This window comes from Janthinobacterium sp. 17J80-10 (assembly GCF_004114795.1).
In the GTDB taxonomy this organism is placed as follows: Bacteria; Pseudomonadota; Gammaproteobacteria; order Burkholderiales; family Burkholderiaceae_D; genus Paucimonas.
Window position 1 is genome coordinate 578,104 of record NZ_CP035311.1, and the last position, 23,751, is coordinate 601,854.

Consider the following 23,751-nt stretch of genomic DNA (forward strand, 5'->3'; position numbering starts at 1 on the left):
ACTTCACAATTCCATCACATAAGCGGCAGGCATTCTTCACAGGCACATTTCTACACTCCAGTTGTTAACCTGGAGGAATGACGTATGTCTGGAAATTCAAGCGGCTGGCGCGCACGTGCGCATCACTATTTTGGCGCGGTGCCGTTGCTGCTGCTGGCGACATTCCTTGCGGCGTCGCTGCTGACGCGTATTGGCTTGCTGGCATTGTCCTGGCGGGAGGTCGACTGGCTCATGCTGCCAGCCAGTTTCCTTCTCGGCATATTGTATGACCTGATCGCCGGCGCCTGGTCATTGGTGCCGGTTTTGCTGATTTACCTGGTTTTGCCGCAACGCCGCATTCCAAGGGCGATGCTGCAGGGCATCGTGCTTGCGCTTTTGGGAACAAGCATCTATCTGCTGCTGTTCAATTTCGTCTCCGAGCTACTGTTCTGGCAAGAGTTTGGCGTGCGCTACAACTTTATCGCAGTCGACTACCTGGTTTACACGACGGAAGTCATCGGCAATATCCGCGAGTCCTATCCAGTCGGGAAAATCCTTGCCGGCCTGCTGGTGCTGACGCTCTTGCTGTTGTGGCCGGCACGCCGCCTGGTGGCCGCAGCACTGGCGCAGCCGCAACCTGTCCGGGCACGCCTGCGGCATGCCGCAGGCTGGGCCATGATTCTGGTGGCGACCTGGTTTGGCGCCGCCGCCGCCAGCGCCGCGAACGGTTTTGCCAATCACTACAATGTCGAGCTGGCCAGCAATGGCTTGTACAGCTTTGCCGCGGCTTTCCGCAACAATGAACTCGACTACGAACATTTTTACCTGACCCGCCCCAGCAACGAAGTACGCCAGACCCTGGGCCGCATGCTGGCTTCCCCGGGTGCAGAGCCCGACAAGCCGCGCCAGGTGGCAGCCCATGGCGCCGAGCAGCGCCTGAATGTCGTGCTGGTTTCAGTGGAAAGCCTGTCGGCCGATTTCCTCGGCAAGTTCGGCAATAACGAGGGGCTGACCCCGCAGCTGGATCGCCTCGCCAGCCAGGGTCTGTTGTTCACCAAGCTATACGCCACCGGCACGCGCACCGTGCGCGGGCTGGAAGCGCTCACGCTGTCGGTGCCGCCGACGCCGGGGCAATCCATCGTCAAGCGGCCAGGCAATGAAGACCTGTTTTCCCTGGGCAGCGTATTTCGCGGCAAGGGTTATGACGTGCGCTACGCGTATGGCGGCTACGGTTATTTTGATAACATGAATGCCTTTTTTGGCGGCAACAACTACAATGTGGTCGATCGCCTGAATATTCCCGACAGCCGTATCCCGTTCGAAAACATCTGGGGCGTGGCCGACGAAGCCCTGTTCGACCAGGTACTCGACGAAATTGATGCCTCGCACCGCCAGGGGCGCCTGTCTTTCACCCATGTGATGACAACTTCCAATCACCGGCCGTTCACCTATCCAGACGGCCGCATCGATATACCGTCGCACACCGGCCGCGCCGGCGGCGTCAAATACACCGACTATGCCATTGGCCGCTTCATCGACATGGCGCGTGCCAAACCCTGGTTCAAGGACACAATGTTTGTGATCGTGGCCGACCACACTGCATCCAGTGCCGGCAAGACCGACCTGCCTGTGGCGCGCTACCATATTCCGATGATCGTATACGCCCCGGCCCATGTGAAGCCTGGCACGGTGGACCGTTTGGCCAGCCAGATCGATACCGGGCCGACGCTGCTGGGCATGCTCAACTTCAGCTACGCCTCGCGCTTCATCGGCCACGACGTCCTGCATACGCCCCCCGAGGATGACCGCGCCTTTATCAGCACCTACCAGTCGCTCGGCTATCTCAAGCATGACACGCTGACCGTGTTGCAGCCGCGTCGCCAGGTCGCTGCCTTCGCCGTTGATGCGGAATCGAATACGACCCCGGTACCCGTCAACCAGACCTTGGTGCAGGAAGCCGTCGCCTATTACCAGGGTACGGCCGAACTGGTCAAGGCCGGCCAGTACCGGAGTCTGCGATGATGGTGTTGCAGCGCCTGCGGCGCGACGGCTGGCTGCTGGCAATGCCGCTGTTGCTGGCGCCGCTGATCTGGCTGGTATTCGACCGCACGCCGCTAGACCGGGTATTGATTGCCCCCTTTTTTGACGCGCCCAGCCACAGTTTTCCATGGCGCCATCATCCGTTCATGGAGAACTTCATGCATAGCGGCCTGAAGTTCATGTCGGTAGCCGTCGCCATTGCCCTCCTGGGCGGATTTTTGCTGACGTATATCGTGCCGCAATGGGAAGCCCAGCGGCGTCGCTTGCTGTGGCTTTTCCTTGCCATGGCCGGTGGCACGCTGCTGGTGTCGGTGCTCAAGCAGGGCAGTGCCCTGCATTGCCCCTGGGATTTAGCTGAATATGGCGGCTATGCACCCTTTGCGCGATTGTTTGAACGTCTGCCAGAGACGGTCGCCGCCGGAAAGTGTTTCCCTGGCGGCCATGCTTCCGGCGGCTTCGCCCTGATGGCGTTCTATTTCGGCCTGCGCGATACGCATCAGCGTCCGGCCCGTCTGGCGCTGATGCTGGGCATGGCGCTGGGGATGGCGATGGGGTGGGCGCAGATGATGCGCGGCGCGCATTTTTTATCGCACAACGTCTGGTCGGCGTGGGTTGTGTGGATGTTCCTGGCGCTGCTTTACGTCGTTTATCCGCCCCATGCCGTATTGCCGCGTCAATGAGGCGGGCTTTTCTCTTTCAGCGCGTGCTGAACGACCAGGCACGCGTGGCGGCAATGCCGTCGACGGTGCCGGTGAATTGCACGTCATAGGCTGTTTTCGGCGCAAGCGGGCCGAGCGGCACGATGGCTGCCACCGACTGCACGGTATTGGCATCGGTGGCGTGGCTCAGCACTTTGACGGGCAACGGCGCGCCGCCGCGCGGTGAAATGCTGAAGCTTTGCACCGTCACGGTGGACGTGATGTCGGCGTGAATGCTGACGGGATAGCCCACTTCATTGCGGTCGCCGACCGGGTCAGGCGTTTCATAGTCGCTGAAAAAATTCGTCAGCACGTTCTGTTGGCCTGCCAACGGGTAATGGACGAAGTTGCCCTGGCCCAGGCCGCTGCCCAGGCCCCTGGTGCTGGCCAGGTTCAGCGTGAAATAGGTATAGCCGCTGGCGGCAGTGGCGGCACCTGCGCCGGCTTCCAGAAAGCGCGGCTCGAATATCACGAAGCGGTGGTAGATCGCCGTGATCAGGTCTTCGGCGGCATTGGCCCCTGAGGTGTCGCCACTGGCGGAAATAACTTCGCCATATGCGTAGGGCGCGACCAGGGCATAGCCCGCCGCGGCCAGACGGTCCTTCAGGGTGGCGCCGGTAAAGCCGGCGGCAGTCGGCGACTGTTCATGCGTAATGACGTCGTTGCGCTTCTGGTAATCAGAATGTCCTTGCGCGGCGCTGTCGATCAGCGCATTACGGTTCAGTACGCTCAAGCCGAGTTGCTGACGGCGGAAATTGGCCCGGTTGAAGCCATCGGTGGCCGTATTGCCGGTGGCCAGAGGTGCGCCGCTTTCCACGACCGGTGCCGGCGCTGCGCTGGCGGTGCCCTGGCTGACGGCGGCATTGCCACTATCCCCACCGCCCCCGCCGCATGCCGCCAGCAACAAGCTGAGGCAAAGCGGTGTCAATGACGGCTGTAAAAATGGCAAACGCGGCATGGGCAATCCTGTGGATGGAAAACGGGTGAGTTCATGGGAGCAGATTTGATAGTCTGTGACCTTGCGCTGGCGCGCAAAGCCGGCGTCTTTATGTCAATTACTGTCAAATGCCGTTCCTATGACCATCATATGTCGCGTTTCGTTCGCGTTTTACGTGGACAACATTCAATGTTTCAGCGTGATTTCATTGAAAATTGGAAATGCAGGCTAAAATGGCAAGTATCAGACTCGATCTTCCCGGATTTTCATCCTTTCTCGTTCATGCTGAATCTGCTGCATCCTCCGACCCTTGGCGTGCTGGTGGCCGTGCTGTTGACCACGTTATCGACACTGATGCTGTTCGTGCTGAAGACGCGTACCACCTATTCCGGTTTTGGCAACTGGGTGACCGGGTTTTTCCTGCTGGCGGGCTGTTTTCTGGTTTCCATATTGCGCCTGTACCTGCCCGAAGCGCCGACGATCTTGCTCAGCAATGGCCTGGGGATTGCCAGCCTGGGGTTTTTCTATGATGGCATTGCCGGTTTCTACCTGCAAAAAAAGCCGCGGCCGGATTCCCTGAACTGGGGCTTGGGCGCCCTGGTGATAGCGGCCCAGGCGGTCAACCTTTATCAGGGCGGTGACGTCAATACGCGCGTCATCTGGTTCAACGCTTTTCAGTTTTTTGTCGCCGCCCGCATTTTTCTCGGGTTTTCCCGTTATGCCCATGGCAGGCAAAGATCCTCCACCCTGTTCATGCTCGCCGCATTCCTGGGGATCGGGGTCACGGCGATCTGGCGCATCGTTGCCATGCTCAATGCGCCGAGCATGGCCGATTTGATCAGAGATGATATCGGCTACCGCGTGCTGATCCTGGTTTCCGCAATGCTTGTGGTGATTCTTGCCTTTTGCTTCTTGCTGCTTACCCATACCCGCATCGAGGAAGCGCTGGACGAGGCGCGCGCCAAGGCCGAGCATGCCGCGCGGATCGACTCATTGACAGGCATGTGGAACCGGCGCCACTTTGAACTGGAAGCACTGCGGGAAATCGATCGCGCAAAGCGCTATGGCCTGCCGGTGTCGCTGGTGATGTTCGATATCGATCATTTCAAGCTGGTCAACGATCGTTTTGGCCACCTGGCGGGAGACGACGTATTAAAGCAGATTGCCGTCATCGTGCAGGACAGCTTGCGCACTTCGGACCTGGCATGCCGCTGGGGTGGCGAAGAGTTCGCCATACTGATGCCGGTGGCCCTTGCCGATGCCGTCACCGTGGCGGAAAAATTGCGGTTCGCCATTGCGCAGCATGATTTTGCGGAGGTCGGCAAGTTGAGCATCAGTGGCGGTTGCGCGCAACTCGGGCGCGGCGAGGACCTCACGGGCTGGAGCAGGCGCGCCGATGCGGCCCTTTATCGCGCCAAGGGTGCAGGCAGAAATCGCGTCGAAAACGATGTGCCTGGCGCCGTCGCGAACGAATTAATGCTGGCGCATTAACCTGCCGCTGGCGCTTCGAACACGCCGGCGCTGCGGTTTTTCTGCACGCGCTCCCATGCGAATACCTGGCCATTCATGGCCACGTACACCCCGGCTGGCAGTACTTGCGCAACGCCGGCGGCAAAACCGAAATTGAACATGGCGTCCGAACCGGCCACTTCATAGGGCACCATCGCCCCGGTCAGCACGATCGTCTTGCCCAGCGCTGCCGGGCCTAGTGTCCGCGCCGTCTCGGGCATGGTGTCGGTGCCGTGGATGATGACGATTGCCTGTTCTGGCGCCGCCCGGCACGCATCGAGTATGCGCTGGCGGTCGCCATCCTGCATGTCGAGCGAATCCAGCAGGGGCAGGGTTTCCAGCCGCACCGGCGAAGTGATGCGGGCGCGCCGGATGGCTTGCGGCAGGTGGCTGTCGGCAAAGGCCAGCTGGCCGGCGATTTCGTCGTAATGCTTGTCGAAGGTGCCGCCAGTGGCAATGATGTGTAGGGTCATGGTCGGTCTGGAATGGGAAAGCCACGTCGCATGGTTGCAGGCGACATGATAGCGCTTTCAGGCTGAGCGCAGGGCCTAGCCGTACGCCAGCATCGGCGCTTCCTGCGCCGTCAATAGCCTGAAGAGGTAATCCGCATCCACTACCTGGATCAGCTCGCTGCCGGCCTTGATTACCCAGGGCACGAGCATGCCGTCCGTGCCGGGCAACAGCGGCGTTGGCGTCAGTGCCGACACGCTGAATTCAGGCACGCCGTGCAATTCGTTGACAAGGACGCCAATGGTTTGCGTACCGCGCCGAATGATGATGACGGGACTGTTGTCATTCGTCACCGACGCTTTGCCGCGCACCAGGTAGCCAAGATCGAACACCCAGGCAAAGTCCCTGCTGCCTTCGTCGCCGTGGATGGTAAGTATGCCGATGCGCTCCTGGCGTGCGCCGACTGATACGGGCGATATGTTGGCCGCTGGAACCGCCTCAAGCACATTTTCAGCTGCCACGGCGAACAGGTCGCCGTCGATCAGGAATGTGGCGAATTCCCTTGCATCGCCACTCTCGAGAGGCACGTGGGCAAGCTCTTGCGGCCGGCTCGTGCGGATGCCATTTCCCGTCGCCGCGCCGAGCGTATGGAATACCACGCCCAGGACATCCTCGCGATAGCCGTCCGTGCGCTTGAATTCCCGGTAGCCGTTCGAGACGGTGCAGCCCATGATGGCATAGCTGCCGTCGTGGACGACGATGCGCGCAGCGCTGCGGCCGTTTTCCAGGGCCAGCAGGGCAGGATCGATGGCCAGTTGCGTGCCGACCGGCCGTGCGGCGTCTGTGCTGGCGATCACGCTGCCTGCGCGGTCGATGAAAAAAGCGCTCATGCTGGCCGGGTCCGGCAGGGCGCCGCGCAACATGGCCGAGAATTCGACTGTGGCGTCGAACACGATGCCGATGCCGCCCACTGCCAGCGCGGCCTGTTCGGGATGACGGATCGCCGCATGATAGATATAGGTATGGTCGTGGCCGTACAGGGCGCTCGCTTCGAAAGGCGTGGCATGGTATTGCTGTTCGCCATTCAGCGCGAGGACGCGTTCCAGCGTGCGTTCGTCGATGCTGGCGCCGATTACGGATTCGCCATCGACCGGTGCATTCGTGCTGGCAATGATGGTGCCGCTGCGGTCATAGACGAAAATGCGCGTGTATACCGTGTAGAGCTTGTTGATGTAGTCAAGAATGCCGTGCAGCTGCGCGACAGTCGCTTCGCTGCGTTGCGGCGCCGCCAGCGCGGCGCGCAACTCGGGCGTCAGCGCCCACCAGCGGCAATCGTCCGCGCGTTCGTAAAGATTGCGGTCAAGCAGGTCGACCAGCAGGCTGGCGATGAACTCGGCATTGTTCAGGTTCGACGCCAGGACCGTCTCGTACAGGTCGCGGATCGATTGCGCAAACAGCTTGTTGCTGGCCGTGCCGGTTTCGCTGATCTGGCCGAGCACCGTCTTTAGTTTCAGCAATTCGCCGTGCCTGCCGGCGGTCATGACCTGGCCGTTCCAGACGACGCGCCGGATGGTTTCCGCGGCGCCCTCGGCGGCGCGCATGATGTCATGCAGCTGCGGACAGAAAGACGATGCATGCGCCAGCAACCCTTCCGCCATGGCCGGTTCCAGCATGGCCAGGGCTTCGTGCTTCCTGGTGCTGACAAAGGCGACATCGACCGGGATCATGACCTGGCCCTGCCATCCCGGCGGCCCCATGTAACCCTGATAGCCTGCGGCGCTGACGGTGCGCGCCAGGTAGGCGCGGCCGCCGTACATGACCGGTTCCGGGCAGGCCGCAGGATTGACCGGCACTTCGTCGCCGACTGGTATCCAGCGCGGATTGGCGCTGGCGATGACGCGGTTGTCGCCGTCCAGCAGCAGCATGTTGGCGCGCGCCCTGGGGTCGCCGTGCGTGCGGAAAATGCTGGCCATCTCCTCTTCGAAGGAGAAGCACAGGCACAACACGCCGGCCACGGCATGGGTTTGCGGATGCATCATGCGTTTCGAATAGATCAGCGCGCGCTCTTTGCGCGGCTGCAGGTCGCTTGCGCGGAAGGTTTCGACGTAGGCGTCGCTGGCCAGCGACTGAGCGATCAGCGCATCGGCGCTGTATTCCAGGCTTGAGTTGCGGTCGATGTGCGCCAGTACCTTGCCCTGGGGATTGAGCAGGATGATTTCATCGTATACGGTGTACTTGTTGCGGTAGGCGCGCAGGCGATCCAGTACGGCATCCCGGTCATCCTGCAGGCCGGCGACAAACGCGCACAGTTCATGGTCAGTCGCCAGAAAGCCGATGTCGGCCGTGCGTTCGTAAAGGTTGCGCACCACGATATCGATGACATACTGGGCCTTGGTGCCGATCTCGTCGAGCACGTTGGCGACTTTTTCACCCGCCAGGCACGCCACCAGCTCCTGTTCCAGCTTGTCGAGGCTGCTGCGCGTGGCTGCCATGGTCGGCAGGATGGTCTGTGCTTCCGCCGTGCAGTTCATCCGGGCGGTTGATTCAATCATGCGCCACATCTGGTTCAGGCCCTGCATGGATTGTTCGCAGCGCATGACATCGCGCATATAGGGCAAGAATATATCTGACTGAAAGCTGTCCATGCGGTTGTTCTCCTCCGGTCATGTCGACGCGCGATTTTGAGTTATTGAACCCGTTAATTTGCACAGGTTTTGTGCGCGTGTTGCGAGCTGTGCAATTTACGGGCCATGTGCACTGAAAATGACGTGGCAAGGGACGAAGATGGACTAATTTTTGCGTCAGTTTTGAAAATCCGCTGAACGATGTAGGATACCCTTGGTCAATAACAAAGCGCTGCGTTACGGGGAAGTCCTTGATATATAAGGCAACTTTCTCAATGCCGCCCGATGGCTTCGTCTTGCATGCGATGGCCGGTCCTGTGCAAAATTCCTTGGGTGCGCTGCCTGCGTGCAGCGCGACGTTACTGCGGCAGATGCCGCGGGCATGCGCCTTCATGTGCCATTGCGGTGCTGTTTTCGGCCTGCGTGCATTTTGACGGTGCATGCGGTATCGTTTCAGGGGATCGCGTGCGGACGCGGCGCTGGCCGCCATTACACTGTCATTTTTAGAGCATTCACGATGAAATCTGTCGCGCCGGGCACTGTCATCTTCCACCGCCATCGGGGCTATGGCGTAATTACGTCGGTCAATTTGCTCACCGGCTGGATTTCCGCGCGCTTTGGCAGCGAGATACGCACCCTGGATTTGAACCTCGGTTCCGATGAAGTGCAGCATGCCGACGGCGAACCGATCCTGTTTCGCCGCCGCCCGCCTGACCGCATGCCCCACGCGCGCCTGATGGCGCTGGTACGCGAACTGCACCGCGCGGGCTACCAGCGCCTGTATATGTATAGCTGGCCGCGCCCGTCCGGGCTGCACTGGCGCTGGCATTTGTTTGCCGGCCAGCGCAACTGGATGGAGCGGCCCTGGCGGGAAGGGTGGTACGGGTCCGGCTCGGATTACAATTTCAATCCCGTGCTGGGCTGGGGCGATGCGCCGGGCGAAACGGCCGAGCAATTGGTGCGCACGCTGGCAAAATTCGATCCGCACGGACTGGCGCAGGCGCTCGGGCGCGACGAAGACCATAGCGAGTGGTTCGAGCGCGTGTGCGCGGCGTTGTTGCCGAATTACGCTTTCACGCTGGGCTGGGACCGCCGCGATGGCCCGGTACCTTCAAGCCTGCCCGTCATCGCCGTGCGCCGTGGCATCACTGCCTACGATGGCCCCGCCTTGCCATGGCCGCCTGGGTGGGCGCGGCTGTGGGCCGGCCCGAACATGGCCGCCAGCCCGCTACTGACCAGGAAGCTGCCCGCCAATGCGCCGTTCGATGCCGGCGACTGAAAACAAGAGCGCTGTGAAAAAAAGCGCTCGTTAAAACAGATCGCGTTGCCGTCCCTGGTAACGTTGCCGGTTGATTTGCGCCAGCGTGGCCACGCGTGGGCCGGGTGCCAGGTGGACCGTGTCACCGCTTTGCAGCGCACCCGTTTGCACGACGCGCAGGTAGAAGCCGGTGAAGCCGCTTTGCACCATCATCTTTACCGCATGAGAAAACCCCATCTTGGCCGCAAACTTGAAGCAAGGGCGGCGCGGCTCCGTCACCATGAATACGCTGGAGCCAATTGTCAGCCGGTCGCCAACCCACAGGTCTTCTTCCAGCAATCCTTCCAGCGTCAGGTTTTCGCCCATCGAGCCTGGCGGCAGAGGCGCGCTGCGCTTGAGGGCAACGGCGCGTTGCTGCTCCCAGAATGCGTAGTGTTCCACCGGGTAGGCGTATACCGCCTTGTCCAGCCCGCCATGCACGCTCAGGTCTGCCTGCTCGTCGCCCGCCAGGCCCAGCCTGCCCACCTCGACCATGCCTGAGACCGGCATTTTGTTGATGGCGCTGGTGATTCGGTGCAGTGTGCCGTGTTGCTCAACCTGCAAGCGGCCGACCTGAGCGAGGTTGACACTGAGAATTTTCATGGTGGCCTTTGCGGGGATTGGTTGTTGCACGGCAAGATAAGAAAAGGCCAGTTTACCTACCTTGCGACTATTTTTGCGACGGGGTTTGCCCGGCATGCAGTCATGCTCAGTTGTTACCAGGATATTGCTGCAACGAAAGAAATCGGTGCATTAGGCTAATTTCGATGCAATTTAACAAAAGTTGTCGAATTTTCGTAACAAAATAACGGAATGAGACCAGATATTAATAGTTGACTACAAAATTCAACTATTTTCTGCAGAAGTTACTACAATATTTGGCCTAAAGCATTGAGGCTGACTGTCGGGGGGGTGTACAATCCCCCTCCTATTTTCCGTAGCAACCCTGCGGAATGCAGTCCACACCGCCCTGGTCGGGGCGCCTGGAGCCGGATGGCAAGCGAGTCAATCGCTCCCTCGGCAACCGGTGCGCTTCGTGAGCCAGGGCAGCGCGGCCCTACAATGGCCGCCATTCGACAAGACCGCCGTTTCGTCAGCGTACCTGCTGGCCTTACCTCGACGACGATCCTGCCGTGCCGGGACAAGACAGAATTCTTTATTGGCATTGGAGGTAGCATGAATCAACCACGTATGGGCGGCATTACCGCGGTAAACGCTCCAGCATTTGTAAAACAACAAAAACTCATCAACTGGGTCGCTGAAGTTGCGGCGCTGACCAAGCCGGAGCGCATCTACTGGTGCGACGGTTCGCAGGAAGAGTATGACCGCCTGTGCGCTGAAATGGTCGCTGCCGGCACCCTGAAAAAGCTGAACCAGGAAAAGCGTCCTGACAGCTACCTGGCTTGCTCCGACCCTTCGGACGTGGCACGTGTCGAAGACCGTACCTTCATCTGCTCCGCAAAGCAGGAAGATGCCGGTCCGACCAACAACTGGATGGCGCCCGCCGAAATGCGCACCACCCTGAATGGCCTGTTCGACGGCTGCATGCAGGGCCGCACCCTGTACGTGGTGCCATTCTCGATGGGTCCGCTGGGTTCGCCCATCGCCCACATCGGCATCGAGCTGTCGGACTCGCCCTATGTGGCTGTCAACATGCGCATCATGACCCGCATGGGCAAGGCGGTGTATGACGTGCTGGGCACCGATGGCGATTTCGTTCCCTGCATCCATACAGTTGGCGCACCGCTCGCTGCCGGCCAGAAGGATGTGGCATGGCCTTGCAACGCCACCAAGTACATCGTGCATTTCCCGGAAACCCGCGAAATCTGGTCCTACGGTTCCGGCTACGGCGGCAATGCCTTGCTGGGCAAGAAGTGCTTCGCGCTGCGCATTGCCTCGACCATGGGCCGCGACCAGGGCTGGCTGGCCGAACACATGCTGATCCTCGGCGTCGAGTCGCCAGAAGGCAAGAAGCACTATGTCGCCGCCGCGTTTCCGTCGGCCTGCGGCAAGACCAACTTCGCCATGCTGATCCCGCCAAAAGCCTTCGAGGGCTGGAAAGTCACCACCATCGGCGACGACATCGCCTGGATCAAGCCGGGCAAGGATGGCCGCCTGTACGCGATCAACCCGGAAGCCGGCTATTTCGGCGTCGCCCCCGGCACCAACACCGCGACCAATTCCAATTGCATGGCTTCGCTGACCGGCAACACCATCTTCACCAACGTCGCGCTGACCGACGATGGCGACGTCTGGTGGGAAGGCATGACCAAGGAAGCCCCGGCCCATGCGATCGACTGGCAGGGCAAGGACTGGACACCGCAAATCGGCAAGGAAACCGGCCGCAAGGCGGCGCATCCGAACGCCCGCTTTACCGTTGCCGCCACCCAGAACCCGGTGATCGATCCGGCCTGGGATGATCCGGCCGGCGTACCGATCTCGGCCTTTATCTTCGGCGGCCGCCGTTCGACCACCGTGCCACTGGTGACCGAAGCGCGCAACTGGACCGAAGGCGTGTACATGGCTGCCACCATGGGGTCGGAAACCACCGCTGCAGCTGCCGGCCAGCAGGGCGTGGTGCGCCGCGACCCGTTCGCCATGCTGCCGTTCATGGGCTACAACATGAGCGATTATTTCCAGCATTGGCTGGACATGGGCAAGAAGATCGAAGCTACCGGCGCCAAGCTGCCGAGCATCTACTGCGTCAACTGGTTCCGCACCGACGAGAACGGCAAGTTCGTCTGGCCTGGTTTCGGCGACAACATGCGCGTGCTGAAGTGGATGCTCGACCGTATCGAGGGCAAGGCCAATGGCGTCGAAAACATCTTCGGCACCACGCCGCAGTACGGCGACCTGAAGTGGGATGGCCTTGAATTCACGCAAGCCCAGTTCGATACCATCACGTCGATCGACAAGGCGGCGTGGGAAGCCGAACTGGAGTTGCATGCTGAACTGTTCGAGAAGCTGAAGTACCATTTGCCGGCCGAGCTGGAAGCAGTCAAGGCACAATTGGAAAAGCGTCTGGCAGCTTGATCGCAGCGCAATAGCCATAAAAAAAGCGCGAGCCGGGCAAGCCGGTTCGCGCTTTTTGTTTTTCCCTGGTTGCGGGTAATTGCAGCTTAAGAGACTGCCTCGATCGCACTGATTATATTTGTTGCCTGTACTTCCAGTACTGCCTGTTTCACGCAATTGCGGCCGTCATTCTTGGCGCCGTACAGCGCCTGGTCAGCGCGGTTAATCAGGCTATTGATCGTCTCGCCGGGCGCATATTGTGCGACACCAATCGATGCCGTGACTTTTCTATCGATGTGGGAAAAGGCATGGTCCTCGATGTCTGCCCGGATGCGTTCGAGCATGTTGCTTGCCAAATCCATGTCCGCGTCAACGATCAATAACGCAAATTCTTCACCGCCGTAGCGGCCAAAATAATCGGTTTGCCGTACCTTTTTTTGTACGCATTCGGCAAATGCGCGTAAAACATGGTCGCCGGCCAAGTGACCGTGGCGATCATTGATCGCTTTGAAAAAATCCAGGTCAAAAAGCGCAAGGCAAAATGGCCGATGATCACGGTCGGCACATGCCTGCTCACGGCGCAATGCATCCAGGAAGCAGCGACGGTTGGGGATGCCGGTCAACTCGTCGTGCGACGCCAGCCGCTCAATGGTTTCGAGGGCCTTTTCCAATTCCTTGTTTTTTTGGCGCAAGGCGTTTCGGATATTGCTGATGTAGGCGCCAATCAAGGCAAACCAGGGTAGCACCATTGCCAGCAATACCCATTGCAGCACTTCGATCCTTGCGTTGATCGATTGTGGCCGATTAAAGAAAAGCAAGGCAATGACGATGGCGTATGCCCCCAGCGCAAATACAGCGGCGCCGATGAACTGCGCAAGGCGCAAGCGAAAGATGCCAAAGACGAAAATAATCATGAACAGCATCAGTACCGTACCGCGCACCTGCTCAATAAAATAGAGCACGAACATCATCCAGAGGATGCTGTTGATAATCTGTACCAGGGTCATGCTGGGATCCGCGAGGCGGCGGTTCCAGCCTGCGCAAATTGCCGCATAAAACAGGGCATGAATCGCAAGGGCAAGCGCCACAAAACCGAACAAGCCCGGCAGGGGAACGCGGAACAGGCCAACGTGGCTGCAATATACGGTGAAGCTGATGATCGTCAGGGAAGAAATCGACGACATCAGGGTATGGCGAGCACGTGTCGCCTGGGCCGGATCGTCCTTGGGAAAGCGAAATAAAGCAGACAGGAATTGCATGAATCAGCGTATCCCTTGCAATAATAATGTTGCATGAGGGTAGCACAATTTTGGTGCAAAAAAACTATCGGTTAAGTATGGAAAAGTTACCCATGGTAACGTTTGGCGCATTCCTGAAGCGCTGGCGTCAATGATCTTGCTGTGCCAATGGCAGACTGGCTGGTGGCTTGATTTCTTCCAGGCAGACCGTGGAGCGTACGCCCGCCACGCCGGGCACTTGCATGAGGCGGTCTGTCAGGAAATTCGATAGCGACTTCAGGTCAGCCGCCACCACTTTCAGCAGATAGTCGAAGTCGCCTGAAATCGTGTAGCACTCGATGATTTCGGGGAATTGACGGATCGCCTGTTCCACTTTGCGCACTTCCTTGAACTGGTCGCGGTGCAGGTTCAGGTTGACGAAAGCGATTACGCCCAGTCCCAGCGCTGCCGGATCGACCCGGGCGGCATAGCCGCGGATGACGCCTTCCGCTTCCAGGCGCCGCACGCGCCGGTAGCACTGGGGCGGCGACAGGCTGGCTGCCTCCGACAGTTCCACATTCGACGCGCGCGCGTTTTTTTGCAGCACCTGCAAAAGGATCCTGTCGTACCGGTCAAGCTTTTCCATAGCATCCTCACACGGATTGCGGACATGACGAACGATTCTTTCATAAATCCAGGTATTTGACGCCGATTACGCAAAATTATTTCCACGGCACAGGCCTATGATGAAAGGGTCGCCGGCCGCAGGCGGCACCACTGACGCGGGCAAGGAGGCCATCATGGACAAGCTGATCAAACTGGAAAGGCAATACTGCGCGCGCAACTATCATCCCCTGCCGGTGGTCTTGCATAAGGGCGAGGGCGTCTGGCTATGGGATGTCGAGGGCAAGCGGTACCTCGACATGATGTCGGCGTATTCTGCCGTCAGCTTTGGCCATAGCCATCCGGTCCTGGTGGCGGCATTGACGGAACAGGCGCAATTGCTGGCCGTGCCTTCGCGCGCCTTCTACAGCGACCGGCTGGGACCGTTCCTCGAATTGCTGTGCGAAAGCACCGGCATGGCCAAGGCGCTGCCGATGAACACCGGCGCCGAAGCCGTGGAAACCGCGCTGAAGGCGGCGCGCAAGTGGGGCTACAAGGTCAAGGGCATCCCCGAAGGGCAGGCCCAGATCATCGTTTGCAAGGGTAATTTTTCCGGACGTACCACCACCCTTGTCGGCTTTTCGTCCGAACCGCAATACCGCGACGGCTTCGGGCCGTTTGCGCCGGGTTTCGTGCCGGTGCCGTTTGGCGACACCGCCGCGCTGGAAGCGGCGATCACGGCGCATACCGCGGCGTTCCTGGTGGAGCCGATCCAGGGCGAGGGCGGCATCGTGGTGCCGCCGGCAGGCTACCTGGCAGCGTGCCGCGAGATATGTTCGCGCCACGATGTCTTGCTGATCTGCGACGAGGTGCAGACCGGGCTCGGGCGCACCGGGCGCTTGCTGGCGTGCGAACATGACGGCATCAAGCCCGATGGCCTGGTGCTGGGCAAGGCGCTGGGCGGCGGCTTGCTGCCGGTGTCGGCTTTCCTCGCGCGGCACGACGTCATGAATGTCTTTAACCCGGGCGACCATGGCAGCACCTTTGGCGGCAACCCGCTGGCAGCGGCCGTCGGCACGGCCGCCTTGCGCCTGTTGCGCGATGAGCGACTGGTCGAGCGGGCCCGTGCGATGGGCGAGCGGCTGATGACGGGATTGCGCGCTTTGCGGCATCCGGCGATTCGCGACGTGCGTGGCCGCGGCTTGCTGATCGGGCTGGAGCTGGACGCCGCCATGTTGCCGGCGCGCTTCTTCTGCGAACGCCTCATGCTCGCAGGGATACTCTCCAAGGAAACCCACGACACCGTGGTGCGTTTCGCCCCGCCCCTGGTCATCGGTCCCGAGGAAATCGACCTGGCGCTCGCCACCATCGGCGCCACCCTGGAGGCGGCGGCCCCGACGCAAGTTTCCCGCGCCGGCCACATGACCGTTTGAACATTCGTACAAGAGAGGCAGCTACATGAGCGACCGTTACCTGATGTGCACGCCAGAGCATTTTTGCGTGGACTACGTGATCAACCCATGGATGCAGGGGAACGTTGCTGCTTGCAGCAATGACCTGGCTCGGCGCCAGTGGCAGGCGTTGGCCGACGCCATTGGCGCCGTCGCCGAGGTTGATCGCATTGCCGGCGAGCCCGGCGTGCCGGACATGGTATTCACCGCCAATGCCGGACTGGTGCTGGGCAATACCTTTATCCTGTCGCGTTTTCGCCATATCGAACGCCAGCCGGAAGAAGCCTATTTCGAAGCCTGGTTCCGCGGGCAAGGATTCAATGTTCAGCGGCTGGCGCTGCCGCTGGCATTCGAAGGGGCCGGCGATGCCTTGCTCGACCGCGGCCAGCAGCTGCTCTGGCTCGGCCACGGCCACCGTTCCAGCGCGGAATGCGCCCCCGCGTTGTCCGACCTGCTGGATATTGAAGTCGAGGCATTGCGCCTGGTCGATCCGCGCTTCTATCACCTGGATACGTGCCTGTGCCCGCTGGAAGGCGGCTATCTGATGTATTATCCAGGCGCCTTCGACGCCGATTCGCGGGATCGTATTCGCGCCAGGGTGCCGGCGGCCCGGCGCATCGAGGTGGACGATGCCGATGCCCTGGCGTTTGCCTGCAATGCCGTCAATAGCGGCCGCCATGTATTCCTTAACCGTGCCTCCAGTGTGCTGGCGCAGCGCCTGGCATCACACGGTTTTGTCGTGCACCAGACGCCGCTGGGCGAGTTCATGAAGGCAGGCGGCTCGGCCAAATGCCTGACCCTGAAGCTGAATGAATACCGGAAGCAGGCGATATTTTCACGGGCGTGATATATATAATGTGAATAACAGATATGGGGAAATGAAATTGGCTATGTTATTAGTAATCACATAGACTGCAATTGTCTCCTCCATGTCTCCTCCTTTGATATGGATTCCAGCCCGCACAATTTGCGGGCTTTTTTTTGCCTATTGCCTTGTCATTGCGCCAAAGCATGGTCCTGCCTTACGCAAGGCCTTGATAAGGCGTATAATTTTCAAAGCGCCGATTTGATTAAGCCAGTCAAACCCAGCTTGCGGGCGCCGGGGTAAAGTCCCATTACAAATACTGCTAAAGCGGCCCAGGCATGAACCCGGCCCCGCATTGCAGGCCGGGTTTTTTTTATTTTATTTTTTAAAATCCTATGAACCGCCACGCCATCCCCGATACCGAAGCGCTGTTGCGCGATCTGCTGACCCGCCGCATCCTGATCCTTGATGGCGCGATGGGCACCATGATCCAGCAATACAAGCTGGGCGAGGCGGAATATCGCGGCGAGCGTTTCAAGGATTTTGCTGCGGCGGGCGGTCCCGGGGCCGGCAAGGAAGTTTTCCTGAAAGGGAACAATGAATTGCTGCTGCTGACGCAGCCGCACATCATCCAGGAAATCCACGAACAATATCTCGCGGCCGGCGCCGACCTGATCGAGACCAACACCTTCGGCGCCACCAGCATCGCGCAAGACGATTACCACATGGCGCACCTGGTGTTCGAGATGAACTTGCAGGCGGCAAAGCTGGCGCGCGCGGCCTGCGACAAGTATTCCACGCCGGACAAGCCGCGCTTTGTCGCCGGCGCACTGGGCCCGACGCCGAAGACCGCTTCCATTTCGCCAGACGTCAACGACCCGGCCGCACGCAATGTGACCTTCGACCAGCTGGTTGCCGCCTACCTGGAACAGACGCGCGCGCTGGTCGAAGGCGGCGTCGATGTGCTGCTGGTCGAGACGATCTTTGACACGCTCAACTGCAAGGCAGCGCTGTTCGCCATCGATGCCTATTTCGAAGAGACTGGCAAGAAGCTGCCGATCATGATTTCCGGCACCGTGACCGATGCCTCGGGGCGCATCCTCTCGGGGCAGACCGTGCCGGCTTTCTGGCATTCCGTGCGCCACGCCAAGCCCCTGACCATCGGCCTGAACTGCGCGCTGGGCGCCACCCTCATGCGCCCCTATGCCGAAGAGCTGTCGAAAATCGCCGATACCTTCGTCTGCATTTACCCCAATGCCGGCCTGCCCAACCCGATGGCCGATACCGGCTTCGATGAAACGCCGGACGTGACGTCGTCGCTGCTGCAGGAATTCGCCGAGAGCGGCTTTGTGAATATCGCCGGCGGCTGCTGCGGCACCACGCCGGCGCATATCAAGGCGATCGCCGATGTCGTGGCGAAGATCGCGCCGCGCCAGGTGCCCGCGTCCGACCACCGCATGAAGCTCTCCGGTCTCGAGCCTTTCTTCATCGACGACGATTCGCTGTTCGTCAACGTCGGCGAGCGCACCAACGTCACCGGCTCGAAAGCGTTTGCGCGCATGATTTTGAACGAGCAGTACGACGAGGCGCTGTCGGTGGCGCGCCAGCAGGTCGAGAATGGCGCGCAGGTCATCGACATCAACATGGACGAGGCGATGCTCGACTCGGTCGCCGCCATGACGCGCTTTTTGAACTTGATCGCCGGCGAGCCCGATATTGCCCGCGTGCCGATCATGATCGACTCGTCGAAATGGTCGGTGATCGAGGCCGGCCTCAAATGCGTACAGGGCAAGGCGGTGGTGAACTCCATCTCGATGAAGGAAGGCGAGGAAGAATTCCTGCGCCAGGCCAGGCTGTGCCGGCGCTACGGCGCGGCCGTCATCGTCATGGCCTTCGATGAAAAGGGCCAGGCCGACACCTTCGCGCGCAAGACCGAGATTTGCGCCCGCGCCTACAAGCTGCTGACCGAAGAAGTCGGTTTCCCGCCGGAAGACATCATCTTCGACCCGAACATCTTCGCGATTGCCACCGGCATCGAGGAACACAATAACTACGCAGTCGATTTCATCAATGCCACGCGCTGGATCCATGAAAACCTGCCGCACGCGAAGATCTCCGGTGGCGTGTCCAACGTGAGCTTTTCCTTCCGCGGCAACGACCCTGCGCGCGAAGCGATCCACACCGTGTTCCTGTACCACGCCATCAAGGCGGGCATGACCATGGGGATCGTCAATGCCGGCATGGTGGGCGTGTATGACGATCTCGATGCGGAATTGCGCGAGCGCGTCGAGGATGTCGTCTTGAACCGCCGTGACGACGCCACCGAGCGCATGATCGAATTCGCCGCCACCCTGAAAGCCGGCGGCAAGAAGGAAGAAGCCACCCTGGAATGGCGCAGCGATCCGGTGGAAAAGCGCCTGTCGCATGCGCTGGTGCACGGCATTACGCAATGGATCGTCGAGGATACCGAAGAGGTGCGCGCCAAGATTGCTGCCGAGGGCGGCCGGCCGATCCAGGTGATCGAAGGGCCGCTCATGAGCGGCATGAATATCGTCGGCGACCTGTTCGGCCAGGGCAAGATGTTCCTGCCGCAGGTCGTGAAATCCGCACGCGTGATGAAGCAGGCGGTGGCGCACCTGATCCCCTTCATCGAGGAAGAAAAACAGCGCGAGCAGGAACGAACCGGCGTTGCCAGCAAGCCGCGCGGCAAGATCGTCATGGCGACCGTCAAGGGCGACGTGCACGACATCGGCAAGAATATCGTCTCGGTCGTCTTGCAATGCAATAACTTTGAAGTGGTGAACATGGGCGTGATGGTGCCGTGCGCGGAAATTTTCGCCAAGGCCAAGGAAGAAAACGCCGACATCATCGGCTTGTCCGGCCTGATCACACCCTCGCTGGAAGAAATGGCGTATGTCGCGAAAGAGATGCAGCGCGACCCGTATTTCCGCGAACGCAAGATGCCGCTGCTGATCGGCGGCGCTACCACCAGCCGCGCGCATACCGCGGTGAAGATCGCGCCGAATTACGAAGGTCCGGTGGTCTACGTGCCGGACGCCTCGCGCTCGGTGCCGGTGGCGCAGTCACTGCTGACGGCGGACCAGCGCGACCAGTATGTAGCCGATCTGGCCGTCGATTACGAGCGCATCCGCCAGCAGCACGCCAGCAAGAAAACCGTGCCGCTGTTGACACTGGCGCAGGCGCGCGCCAACAAGGCCAAGCTCGAATTTACTGGCGCCAAGGCGCCGGTCAAGCCGAAGTTCATTGGACGCCGCGTATTCAATAATTACGATCTGGCGACCCTGGCGCGTTACATCGACTGGGGCCCGTTCTTCCAGACCTGGGACCTGGCCGGTCCCTACCCGGCCATCCTCAAGGATGAGGTGGTAGGCGAAGAGGCCAGCAAGGTATTTGCCGAAGGCCAGGCGCTGCTGAAAAAACTGATCGAAGGCCGCTGGCTGACCGCCAATGGCGTCATCGCCCTCTTGCCGGCCAATAGCGTCAATGACGACGATATCGAAGTGTATACGGACGAAACCCGCAGCGAGGTTGCGTTTACCTACTACGGCGTGCGCCAGCAAACCGAAAAGCCGGTGATCGATGGCGTAGCGCGCCCCAACCAGTGCCTGTCAGACTTCATCGCGCCGAAATCCTCGGGCGTGGCCGATTACATCGGCATGTTCGCGGTGACTGCTGGCATCGGCATCGAGAAGCATGAAAAGCGTTTCGAGGATGCGCATGACGATTACTCGTCAATCATGTTGAAGTCGCTGGCAGACCGCCTGGCCGAAGCGTTCGCCGAACACCTGCACGAGCGCGTGCGCAAGGATTTCTGGGGTTATGCTGCCGACGAGGCGCTGTCCAACGATGCGCTGATCAAGGAAACCTACCGCGGCATCCGGCCGGCGCCAGGCTATCCTGCCTGCCCGGAGCATACCGTCAAGGCGGATGTGTTCCAGACCCTGCAGTGCGATGAAATCGGCATGCGCCTGACCGAGTCCTATGCCATGTTCCCGGGCGCTTCGGTGTCAGGTTTTTATTTTGCGCACCCCGAATCGAAATACTTCAGCGTCGGCAAGATTGGCGCAGACCAGCTGGACGATATGGCAGCACGGCGCGGGGTCGCAAAGGAAGAACTGGAGCGCTGGCTGGCGCCGAACCTGTAATCAGATTCCCATGCGCTCCAGGGTCATGCCCAGCTGGCGCAATGCCCCTTCCAGTTGCGGGTGTTGCGCCGCAAAGCGGGCGGCCAGTTCCTGGGCGCGGCTCGCCAGCACGCCTTCTTCTTCCGTCTCTTCCGCCGGCGACTCCTTTTGCAGCAGCTGATGAATGTCGCTGTCGAGCACCTGCAGCAGGTTCTTGAGTTCGCCGTCGACGCTGCCGCCAGCCGATTCGAGATGGCGATGCAATTCCTTCAGGGTCGATTTCAGTTGTTCATTGCTCATGGCATCTCCTTGCAGTGGTGGCCGGTCGAAATGACTTTATAGCGCAATCGGCTGGCCGTCGACAAATACCTGCATTTCGCCAGGCTGGAACGCTGTCCAGTTTTCGTTGGCGGTCAGCGGTTCGGTCACGATGATGGCCACCCGGTCGTTGGGCGTTGTCACCTGGGAAAAATCGACGCGCATATCTTCGTCCGACAGGCGCGCTTCGGAAAACGGGTACTGGCGCACAATGTAATACAGCTTGGTGGAACAGTGCGTAAATAGCGCACTGCCATCCGAGAGCATCATGTTGAAGGTACCGTATCCGGCGATTTCCGTTGTCAATTCACGCAAAGCCGCAGCCAGTGCCGGCAGCGATGGCGGCGCATCGCCGAAGCGGCGCCGCAATTGCTGCAGTAAATAGCAAAAGGCCCATTCGCTGTCGGTGTTGCCCACCGGGCGGAACGCCCCGTCGAGTGCCGGCGCAAATGCCTTCAGGTCGCCGTTATGGGCAAAAACCCAGTAGCGGCCCCATAGTTCGCGCACGAAGGGATGGCAGTTTTCCAGGGCAATATGGCCCTGTGTGGCCTTGCGGATATGGGCTATGACATTGGTCGACTTGATCGGATACCGCTTGATTAGCTCCGCAACGGGCGAAACGATTGCCGATTCATAATCGACAAAGTGGCGCACGCCGGCACCTTCGAAAAAGGCAATGCCCCAGCCATCCTTGTGCTCATCAGTGCGGCCGCCGCGGGTGGCAAAACCGGTGAAGCTGAAAACGATATCGGTCGGGACGTTGCAGTTCATCCCCAGAAGCTGGCACATGACTTTGGTGCGTGTATGAAATGATTTCATACACTAGCACGAATGCAGCGGTTTGGCACATGCTGCGCGACGGGTTTGGGGTTTGCTAGCGTGTCCCGGTGGACTGGGTGAGGGCGTCGAACAGGGTGGATTGCAGATTCGCGCCTTTCAGCATTTCCAGGCTGTTGGTGGTGGCGTTGATGATGGTCAGGCTCTGGATGGTCTGGTTGCTGATGCTGTTCTGGATAAAGGTGCCCACTGCGCCTTGCGATAGCGCCGCGGGCGCGAACGTGTTGCCGAGGCCATTTTGCACGAGTCCCGCCGTGCCTCCAGGCAGATTGGCGGGTGAGCCGGCAACTGGCACTTCGATGCGGGTTGCTGTCTGCAGCACGCCATTCAGGTTGACCAGGCGTTCGATGCCGAAGGAAACCTTCAAGCCGGGCGCAATGTCGAAGCCGCCGCGCATGCGCTCCAGCACGGCGCTGTCGACTGCGATCCAGTCCTGAAATGCAGGCGCTGCCGCAGGGTTTGCTGCACCGCTCCCGCCAATCGTATAGGCGGGGCCGGCAAGGCTGGCTGCGCAGCCTGACAGCAGGCTCAACGCGAGCCATTTTCCTTTCAATGTCTGCATGCGCAACTCCCTGGCTGTGGATTCCATGCGCATGGGCATTGCATGCACGGAAAAGGGCTTTAAAAATCGGTACTGCCTAATTTTGGCAGCGTTACGCTACCGAGTCCGTCGCGCTGCACGCCGGCGACCAGCGGCGCTCGCGGGGCGGCACGCCAATCGTGCGCCAGGTTGAAACGCGCCTGATCTTTGTGGCTGTGAATAACGAACAGCACCCTGTTGACCCAACTGGCTTCGAAACTGGCACGGTCCATGGCGCGTGTGCCAGTTGCCGGATCGCCGATCAGTACGCGGCCGTCACGCAAGCCTTTGACGACGACAAAATGATGGTAGCCCTTGTCGTTGACGAGCACGATCGCCGGCAGGCCCGCTTCCGCCAGCTTGTCCAGCGGTTGCACAAATCCGTCCGCGGCAAATCCGTGGCTGGCAAGGTAGCGCTTGATGTCGAGCAGGGAAAATCCTTCACGCCGGATCTTCTCCTGGTCGCCTTGCTCATACATCGCCTGGAACACCATTTCCTCGGTGACAGGAACGTCATACTGGTGGGTCAGCAGGGTGGCCACCGCCGCAGAGCCGCAGCTGAAATCGTATTGCTGGCGCAGGGTGGCGTAAAAACGACTGTCCTTCATGCTGGTCACGGGAACCGAGTAGCCGCCACCGATACCGGAAAAATGCAAGCCGGAGGCATGGGCCAGGCTGCCGGCCAGCATGCCAACGAGGAAGAGGACGAGACTGCGCATGGTTTAGCGAAATTGCACGTTGACGATCGTCGAATTCTGGATCAGGACATTCGCGCCTGAATTCTGGATCACGATCGGCAGGCCAAAGGTGTTGGCGAAGGCGCCGCCGGCAATGGAGTTATTGCCGGTCGCAACGTTCGTGGCCGTCGCATCCTGTAGTAGGCCATGGGAGACGGCCTCGCTGGTGATGGCAGTGCCGCCGCGATACTGCTCCAGGGTATCCGCGGCGATACTGGGGCCCATGCCCGTCAGCGTGGCCGACGGCATCGCCTGTGGTTCCAGCGCAGGTTCTGCGGTGAATTCACCCAGGCTGACAGCGGTGGTATATGCGCTTGCCACTGGCAAGGGAGGGTTATCAGCTGCATATGCAAATACAGGAAATAACAGTCCCAGGCTCAAAAGTGCCCAGGTTTCATGTTTCACGGACGGCATTTGCTTCTCCTTGCATGGTTCCAGCCCGTACACGCGCGGGCTGGGAGGAACTCTTCTGAGCGGCGATGGCATGCCATCGCCGCAGTGAAAGGCCGTCC

The 23,751-nt window shown here is 60.2% G+C and carries 20 protein-coding genes; 8 read left to right on the plus strand and 12 right to left on the minus strand.

What is annotated here, in order from left to right; all coding sequences use genetic code 11:
* Window positions 1-84: 84 nt before the first annotated feature.
* Together EKL02_RS02480 and EKL02_RS02485 are read left to right on the plus strand one after the other, a co-directional pair.
* Window positions 85-2,001: an LTA synthase family protein gene (locus tag EKL02_RS02480; protein ID WP_128900562.1), complete on the plus strand. Its 1,917-nt coding sequence runs from the start codon at window positions 85-87 to the stop codon at window positions 1,999-2,001.
* On the plus strand, window positions 1,998-2,699 hold the full coding sequence (locus EKL02_RS02485; protein WP_128900563.1) for a phosphatase PAP2 family protein: 702 nt from the start codon (window positions 1,998-2,000) through the stop codon (window positions 2,697-2,699). Before EKL02_RS02480 ends, EKL02_RS02485 begins: the two co-directional genes overlap by 4 nt.
* 16 nt (window positions 2,700-2,715) lie before the next feature.
* On the opposite strand, the gene EKL02_RS02490 is transcribed toward EKL02_RS02485, so the two are convergent.
* A complete protein-coding gene (locus EKL02_RS02490) occupies window positions 2,716-3,675 on the minus strand; it encodes a CAP domain-containing protein (RefSeq protein WP_128900564.1) in 960 nt (319 codons plus the stop codon).
* Window positions 3,676-3,936: 261 nt separating this feature from the next.
* Here EKL02_RS02490 and EKL02_RS02495 point away from each other — a divergent pair, with 261 nt between their 5' ends.
* Window positions 3,937-5,145 carry a GGDEF domain-containing protein gene (locus tag EKL02_RS02495; protein WP_164931931.1) on the plus strand — a complete coding sequence of 403 codons (1,209 nt, stop codon included), beginning with the start codon at window positions 3,937-3,939 and terminating at the stop codon, window positions 5,143-5,145.
* Here the strand turns inward: EKL02_RS02495 and EKL02_RS02500 are convergent.
* The 3 genes from EKL02_RS02500 to EKL02_RS18105 all read right to left on the minus strand — a co-directional run bounded on the left by EKL02_RS02500 (window position 5,142) and on the right by EKL02_RS18105 (window position 8,727).
* The gene (locus tag EKL02_RS02500; protein WP_128900566.1) at window positions 5,142-5,636 is read right to left on the minus strand and encodes an asparaginase domain-containing protein; all 495 of its coding nucleotides are present in this window, start codon (window positions 5,634-5,636) and stop codon (window positions 5,142-5,144) included. The two genes, EKL02_RS02495 and EKL02_RS02500, sit on opposite strands and share 4 nt — an antisense overlap.
* A gap of 75 nt (window positions 5,637-5,711) precedes the next feature.
* Window positions 5,712-8,258 (minus strand): chemotaxis protein CheW, encoded by a 2,547-nt coding sequence (locus tag EKL02_RS02505; protein ID WP_128900567.1) that lies wholly within the window; start codon window positions 8,256-8,258, stop codon window positions 5,712-5,714.
* Window positions 8,158-8,727: a hypothetical protein gene (locus EKL02_RS18105; protein ID WP_164931932.1), complete on the minus strand. Its 570-nt coding sequence runs from the start codon at window positions 8,725-8,727 to the stop codon at window positions 8,158-8,160. Before EKL02_RS18105 ends, EKL02_RS02505 begins: the two co-directional genes overlap by 101 nt.
* 27 nt (window positions 8,728-8,754) lie before the next feature.
* Here EKL02_RS18105 and EKL02_RS02510 point away from each other — a divergent pair, with 27 nt between their 5' ends.
* Complete coding sequence (locus EKL02_RS02510; protein WP_128900568.1) at window positions 8,755-9,516, plus strand: L-asparaginase; 762 nt, start codon at window positions 8,755-8,757, stop codon at window positions 9,514-9,516.
* Window positions 9,517-9,546: 30 nt separating this feature from the next.
* On the opposite strand, the gene EKL02_RS02515 is transcribed toward EKL02_RS02510, so the two are convergent.
* Entirely contained in the window at window positions 9,547-10,137 is a 591-nt protein-coding gene (locus EKL02_RS02515; RefSeq protein WP_128900569.1) for an MOSC domain-containing protein, read from the minus strand.
* A gap of 573 nt (window positions 10,138-10,710) precedes the next feature.
* Between EKL02_RS02515 and EKL02_RS02520 the strand changes: the two genes are divergently transcribed.
* Window positions 10,711-12,567 (plus strand): phosphoenolpyruvate carboxykinase (GTP), encoded by a 1,857-nt coding sequence (locus EKL02_RS02520; protein WP_128900570.1) that lies wholly within the window; start codon window positions 10,711-10,713, stop codon window positions 12,565-12,567.
* An 86-nt stretch (window positions 12,568-12,653) separates the two neighbouring features.
* Here the strand turns inward: EKL02_RS02520 and EKL02_RS02525 are convergent, their stop codons facing one another.
* The gene (locus EKL02_RS02525) at window positions 12,654-13,805 is read right to left on the minus strand and encodes a GGDEF domain-containing protein (protein ID WP_128900571.1); all 1,152 of its coding nucleotides are present in this window, start codon (window positions 13,803-13,805) and stop codon (window positions 12,654-12,656) included.
* A gap of 127 nt (window positions 13,806-13,932) precedes the next feature.
* Entirely contained in the window at window positions 13,933-14,409 is a 477-nt protein-coding gene (locus tag EKL02_RS02530; RefSeq protein WP_128900572.1) for an Lrp/AsnC family transcriptional regulator, read from the minus strand.
* A 154-nt stretch (window positions 14,410-14,563) separates the two neighbouring features.
* Here EKL02_RS02530 and rocD point away from each other — a divergent pair, with 154 nt between their 5' ends.
* From rocD to metH, 3 genes are all read left to right on the plus strand, one after another.
* Window positions 14,564-15,799: an ornithine--oxo-acid transaminase gene (gene rocD, locus EKL02_RS02535; protein WP_128900573.1), complete on the plus strand. Its 1,236-nt coding sequence runs from the start codon at window positions 14,564-14,566 to the stop codon at window positions 15,797-15,799.
* 25 nt (window positions 15,800-15,824) lie between these two features.
* The gene (locus EKL02_RS02540; protein ID WP_128900574.1) at window positions 15,825-16,664 is read left to right on the plus strand and encodes an arginine deiminase-related protein; all 840 of its coding nucleotides are present in this window, start codon (window positions 15,825-15,827) and stop codon (window positions 16,662-16,664) included.
* Window positions 16,665-17,017: 353 nt separating this feature from the next.
* Window positions 17,018-20,788, plus strand: a complete 3,771-nt coding sequence (gene metH, locus EKL02_RS02545) for a methionine synthase (protein ID WP_128900575.1) — start codon at window positions 17,018-17,020, stop codon at window positions 20,786-20,788.
* On the opposite strand, the gene EKL02_RS02550 is transcribed toward metH, so the two are convergent.
* The 5 genes from EKL02_RS02550 to EKL02_RS18440 all read right to left on the minus strand — a co-directional run bounded on the left by EKL02_RS02550 (window position 20,789) and on the right by EKL02_RS18440 (window position 23,653).
* Window positions 20,789-21,067 carry a DUF4404 family protein gene (locus EKL02_RS02550; RefSeq protein WP_128900576.1) on the minus strand — a complete coding sequence of 93 codons (279 nt, stop codon included), beginning with the start codon at window positions 21,065-21,067 and terminating at the stop codon, window positions 20,789-20,791.
* Window positions 21,068-21,103: 36 nt separating this feature from the next.
* Complete coding sequence (locus tag EKL02_RS02555) at window positions 21,104-21,874, minus strand: class II glutamine amidotransferase (protein ID WP_128903347.1); 771 nt, start codon at window positions 21,872-21,874, stop codon at window positions 21,104-21,106.
* A gap of 85 nt (window positions 21,875-21,959) precedes the next feature.
* On the minus strand, window positions 21,960-22,484 hold the full coding sequence (locus tag EKL02_RS02560; RefSeq protein WP_128900577.1) for a hypothetical protein: 525 nt from the start codon (window positions 22,482-22,484) through the stop codon (window positions 21,960-21,962).
* A gap of 59 nt (window positions 22,485-22,543) precedes the next feature.
* A complete protein-coding gene (locus tag EKL02_RS02565; RefSeq protein WP_241687895.1) occupies window positions 22,544-23,191 on the minus strand; it encodes a C39 family peptidase in 648 nt (215 codons plus the stop codon).
* 33 nt (window positions 23,192-23,224) lie between these two features.
* Window positions 23,225-23,653, minus strand: a complete 429-nt coding sequence (locus EKL02_RS18440; protein ID WP_128900579.1) for a hypothetical protein — start codon at window positions 23,651-23,653, stop codon at window positions 23,225-23,227.
* Window positions 23,654-23,751: the final 98 nt, after the last annotated feature.

Coding starts and splice junctions, on each gene's coding strand:
- EKL02_RS02480 (WP_128900562.1), top strand. CDS start 85: ATGTCTGGAAATTCAAGCGGCTGGCGCGCACGTGCGCATCACTATTTT.
- EKL02_RS02485 (WP_128900563.1), top strand. CDS start 1,998: ATGATGGTGTTGCAGCGCCTGCGGCGCGACGGCTGGCTGCTGGCAATG.
- EKL02_RS02490 (WP_128900564.1), bottom strand. CDS start 3,675: ATGCCGCGTTTGCCATTTTTACAGCCGTCATTGACACCGCTTTGCCTC.
- EKL02_RS02495 (WP_164931931.1), top strand. CDS start 3,937: ATGCTGAATCTGCTGCATCCTCCGACCCTTGGCGTGCTGGTGGCCGTG.
- EKL02_RS02500 (WP_128900566.1), bottom strand. CDS start 5,636: ATGACCCTACACATCATTGCCACTGGCGGCACCTTCGACAAGCATTAC.
- EKL02_RS02505 (WP_128900567.1), bottom strand. CDS start 8,258: ATGGACAGCTTTCAGTCAGATATATTCTTGCCCTATATGCGCGATGTC.
- EKL02_RS18105 (WP_164931932.1), bottom strand. CDS start 8,727: ATGGCGGCCAGCGCCGCGTCCGCACGCGATCCCCTGAAACGATACCGC.
- EKL02_RS02510 (WP_128900568.1), top strand. CDS start 8,755: ATGAAATCTGTCGCGCCGGGCACTGTCATCTTCCACCGCCATCGGGGC.
- EKL02_RS02515 (WP_128900569.1), bottom strand. CDS start 10,137: ATGAAAATTCTCAGTGTCAACCTCGCTCAGGTCGGCCGCTTGCAGGTT.
- EKL02_RS02520 (WP_128900570.1), top strand. CDS start 10,711: ATGAATCAACCACGTATGGGCGGCATTACCGCGGTAAACGCTCCAGCA.
- EKL02_RS02525 (WP_128900571.1), bottom strand. CDS start 13,805: ATGCAATTCCTGTCTGCTTTATTTCGCTTTCCCAAGGACGATCCGGCC.
- EKL02_RS02530 (WP_128900572.1), bottom strand. CDS start 14,409: ATGGAAAAGCTTGACCGGTACGACAGGATCCTTTTGCAGGTGCTGCAA.
- rocD (WP_128900573.1), top strand. CDS start 14,564: ATGGACAAGCTGATCAAACTGGAAAGGCAATACTGCGCGCGCAACTAT.
- EKL02_RS02540 (WP_128900574.1), top strand. CDS start 15,825: ATGAGCGACCGTTACCTGATGTGCACGCCAGAGCATTTTTGCGTGGAC.
- metH (WP_128900575.1), top strand. CDS start 17,018: ATGAACCGCCACGCCATCCCCGATACCGAAGCGCTGTTGCGCGATCTG.
- EKL02_RS02550 (WP_128900576.1), bottom strand. CDS start 21,067: ATGAGCAATGAACAACTGAAATCGACCCTGAAGGAATTGCATCGCCAT.
- EKL02_RS02555 (WP_128903347.1), bottom strand. CDS start 21,874: ATGTGCCAGCTTCTGGGGATGAACTGCAACGTCCCGACCGATATCGTT.
- EKL02_RS02560 (WP_128900577.1), bottom strand. CDS start 22,484: ATGCAGACATTGAAAGGAAAATGGCTCGCGTTGAGCCTGCTGTCAGGC.
- EKL02_RS02565 (WP_241687895.1), bottom strand. CDS start 23,191: ATGCTGGCCGGCAGCCTGGCCCATGCCTCCGGCTTGCATTTTTCCGGT.
- EKL02_RS18440 (WP_128900579.1), bottom strand. CDS start 23,653: ATGCCGTCCGTGAAACATGAAACCTGGGCACTTTTGAGCCTGGGACTG.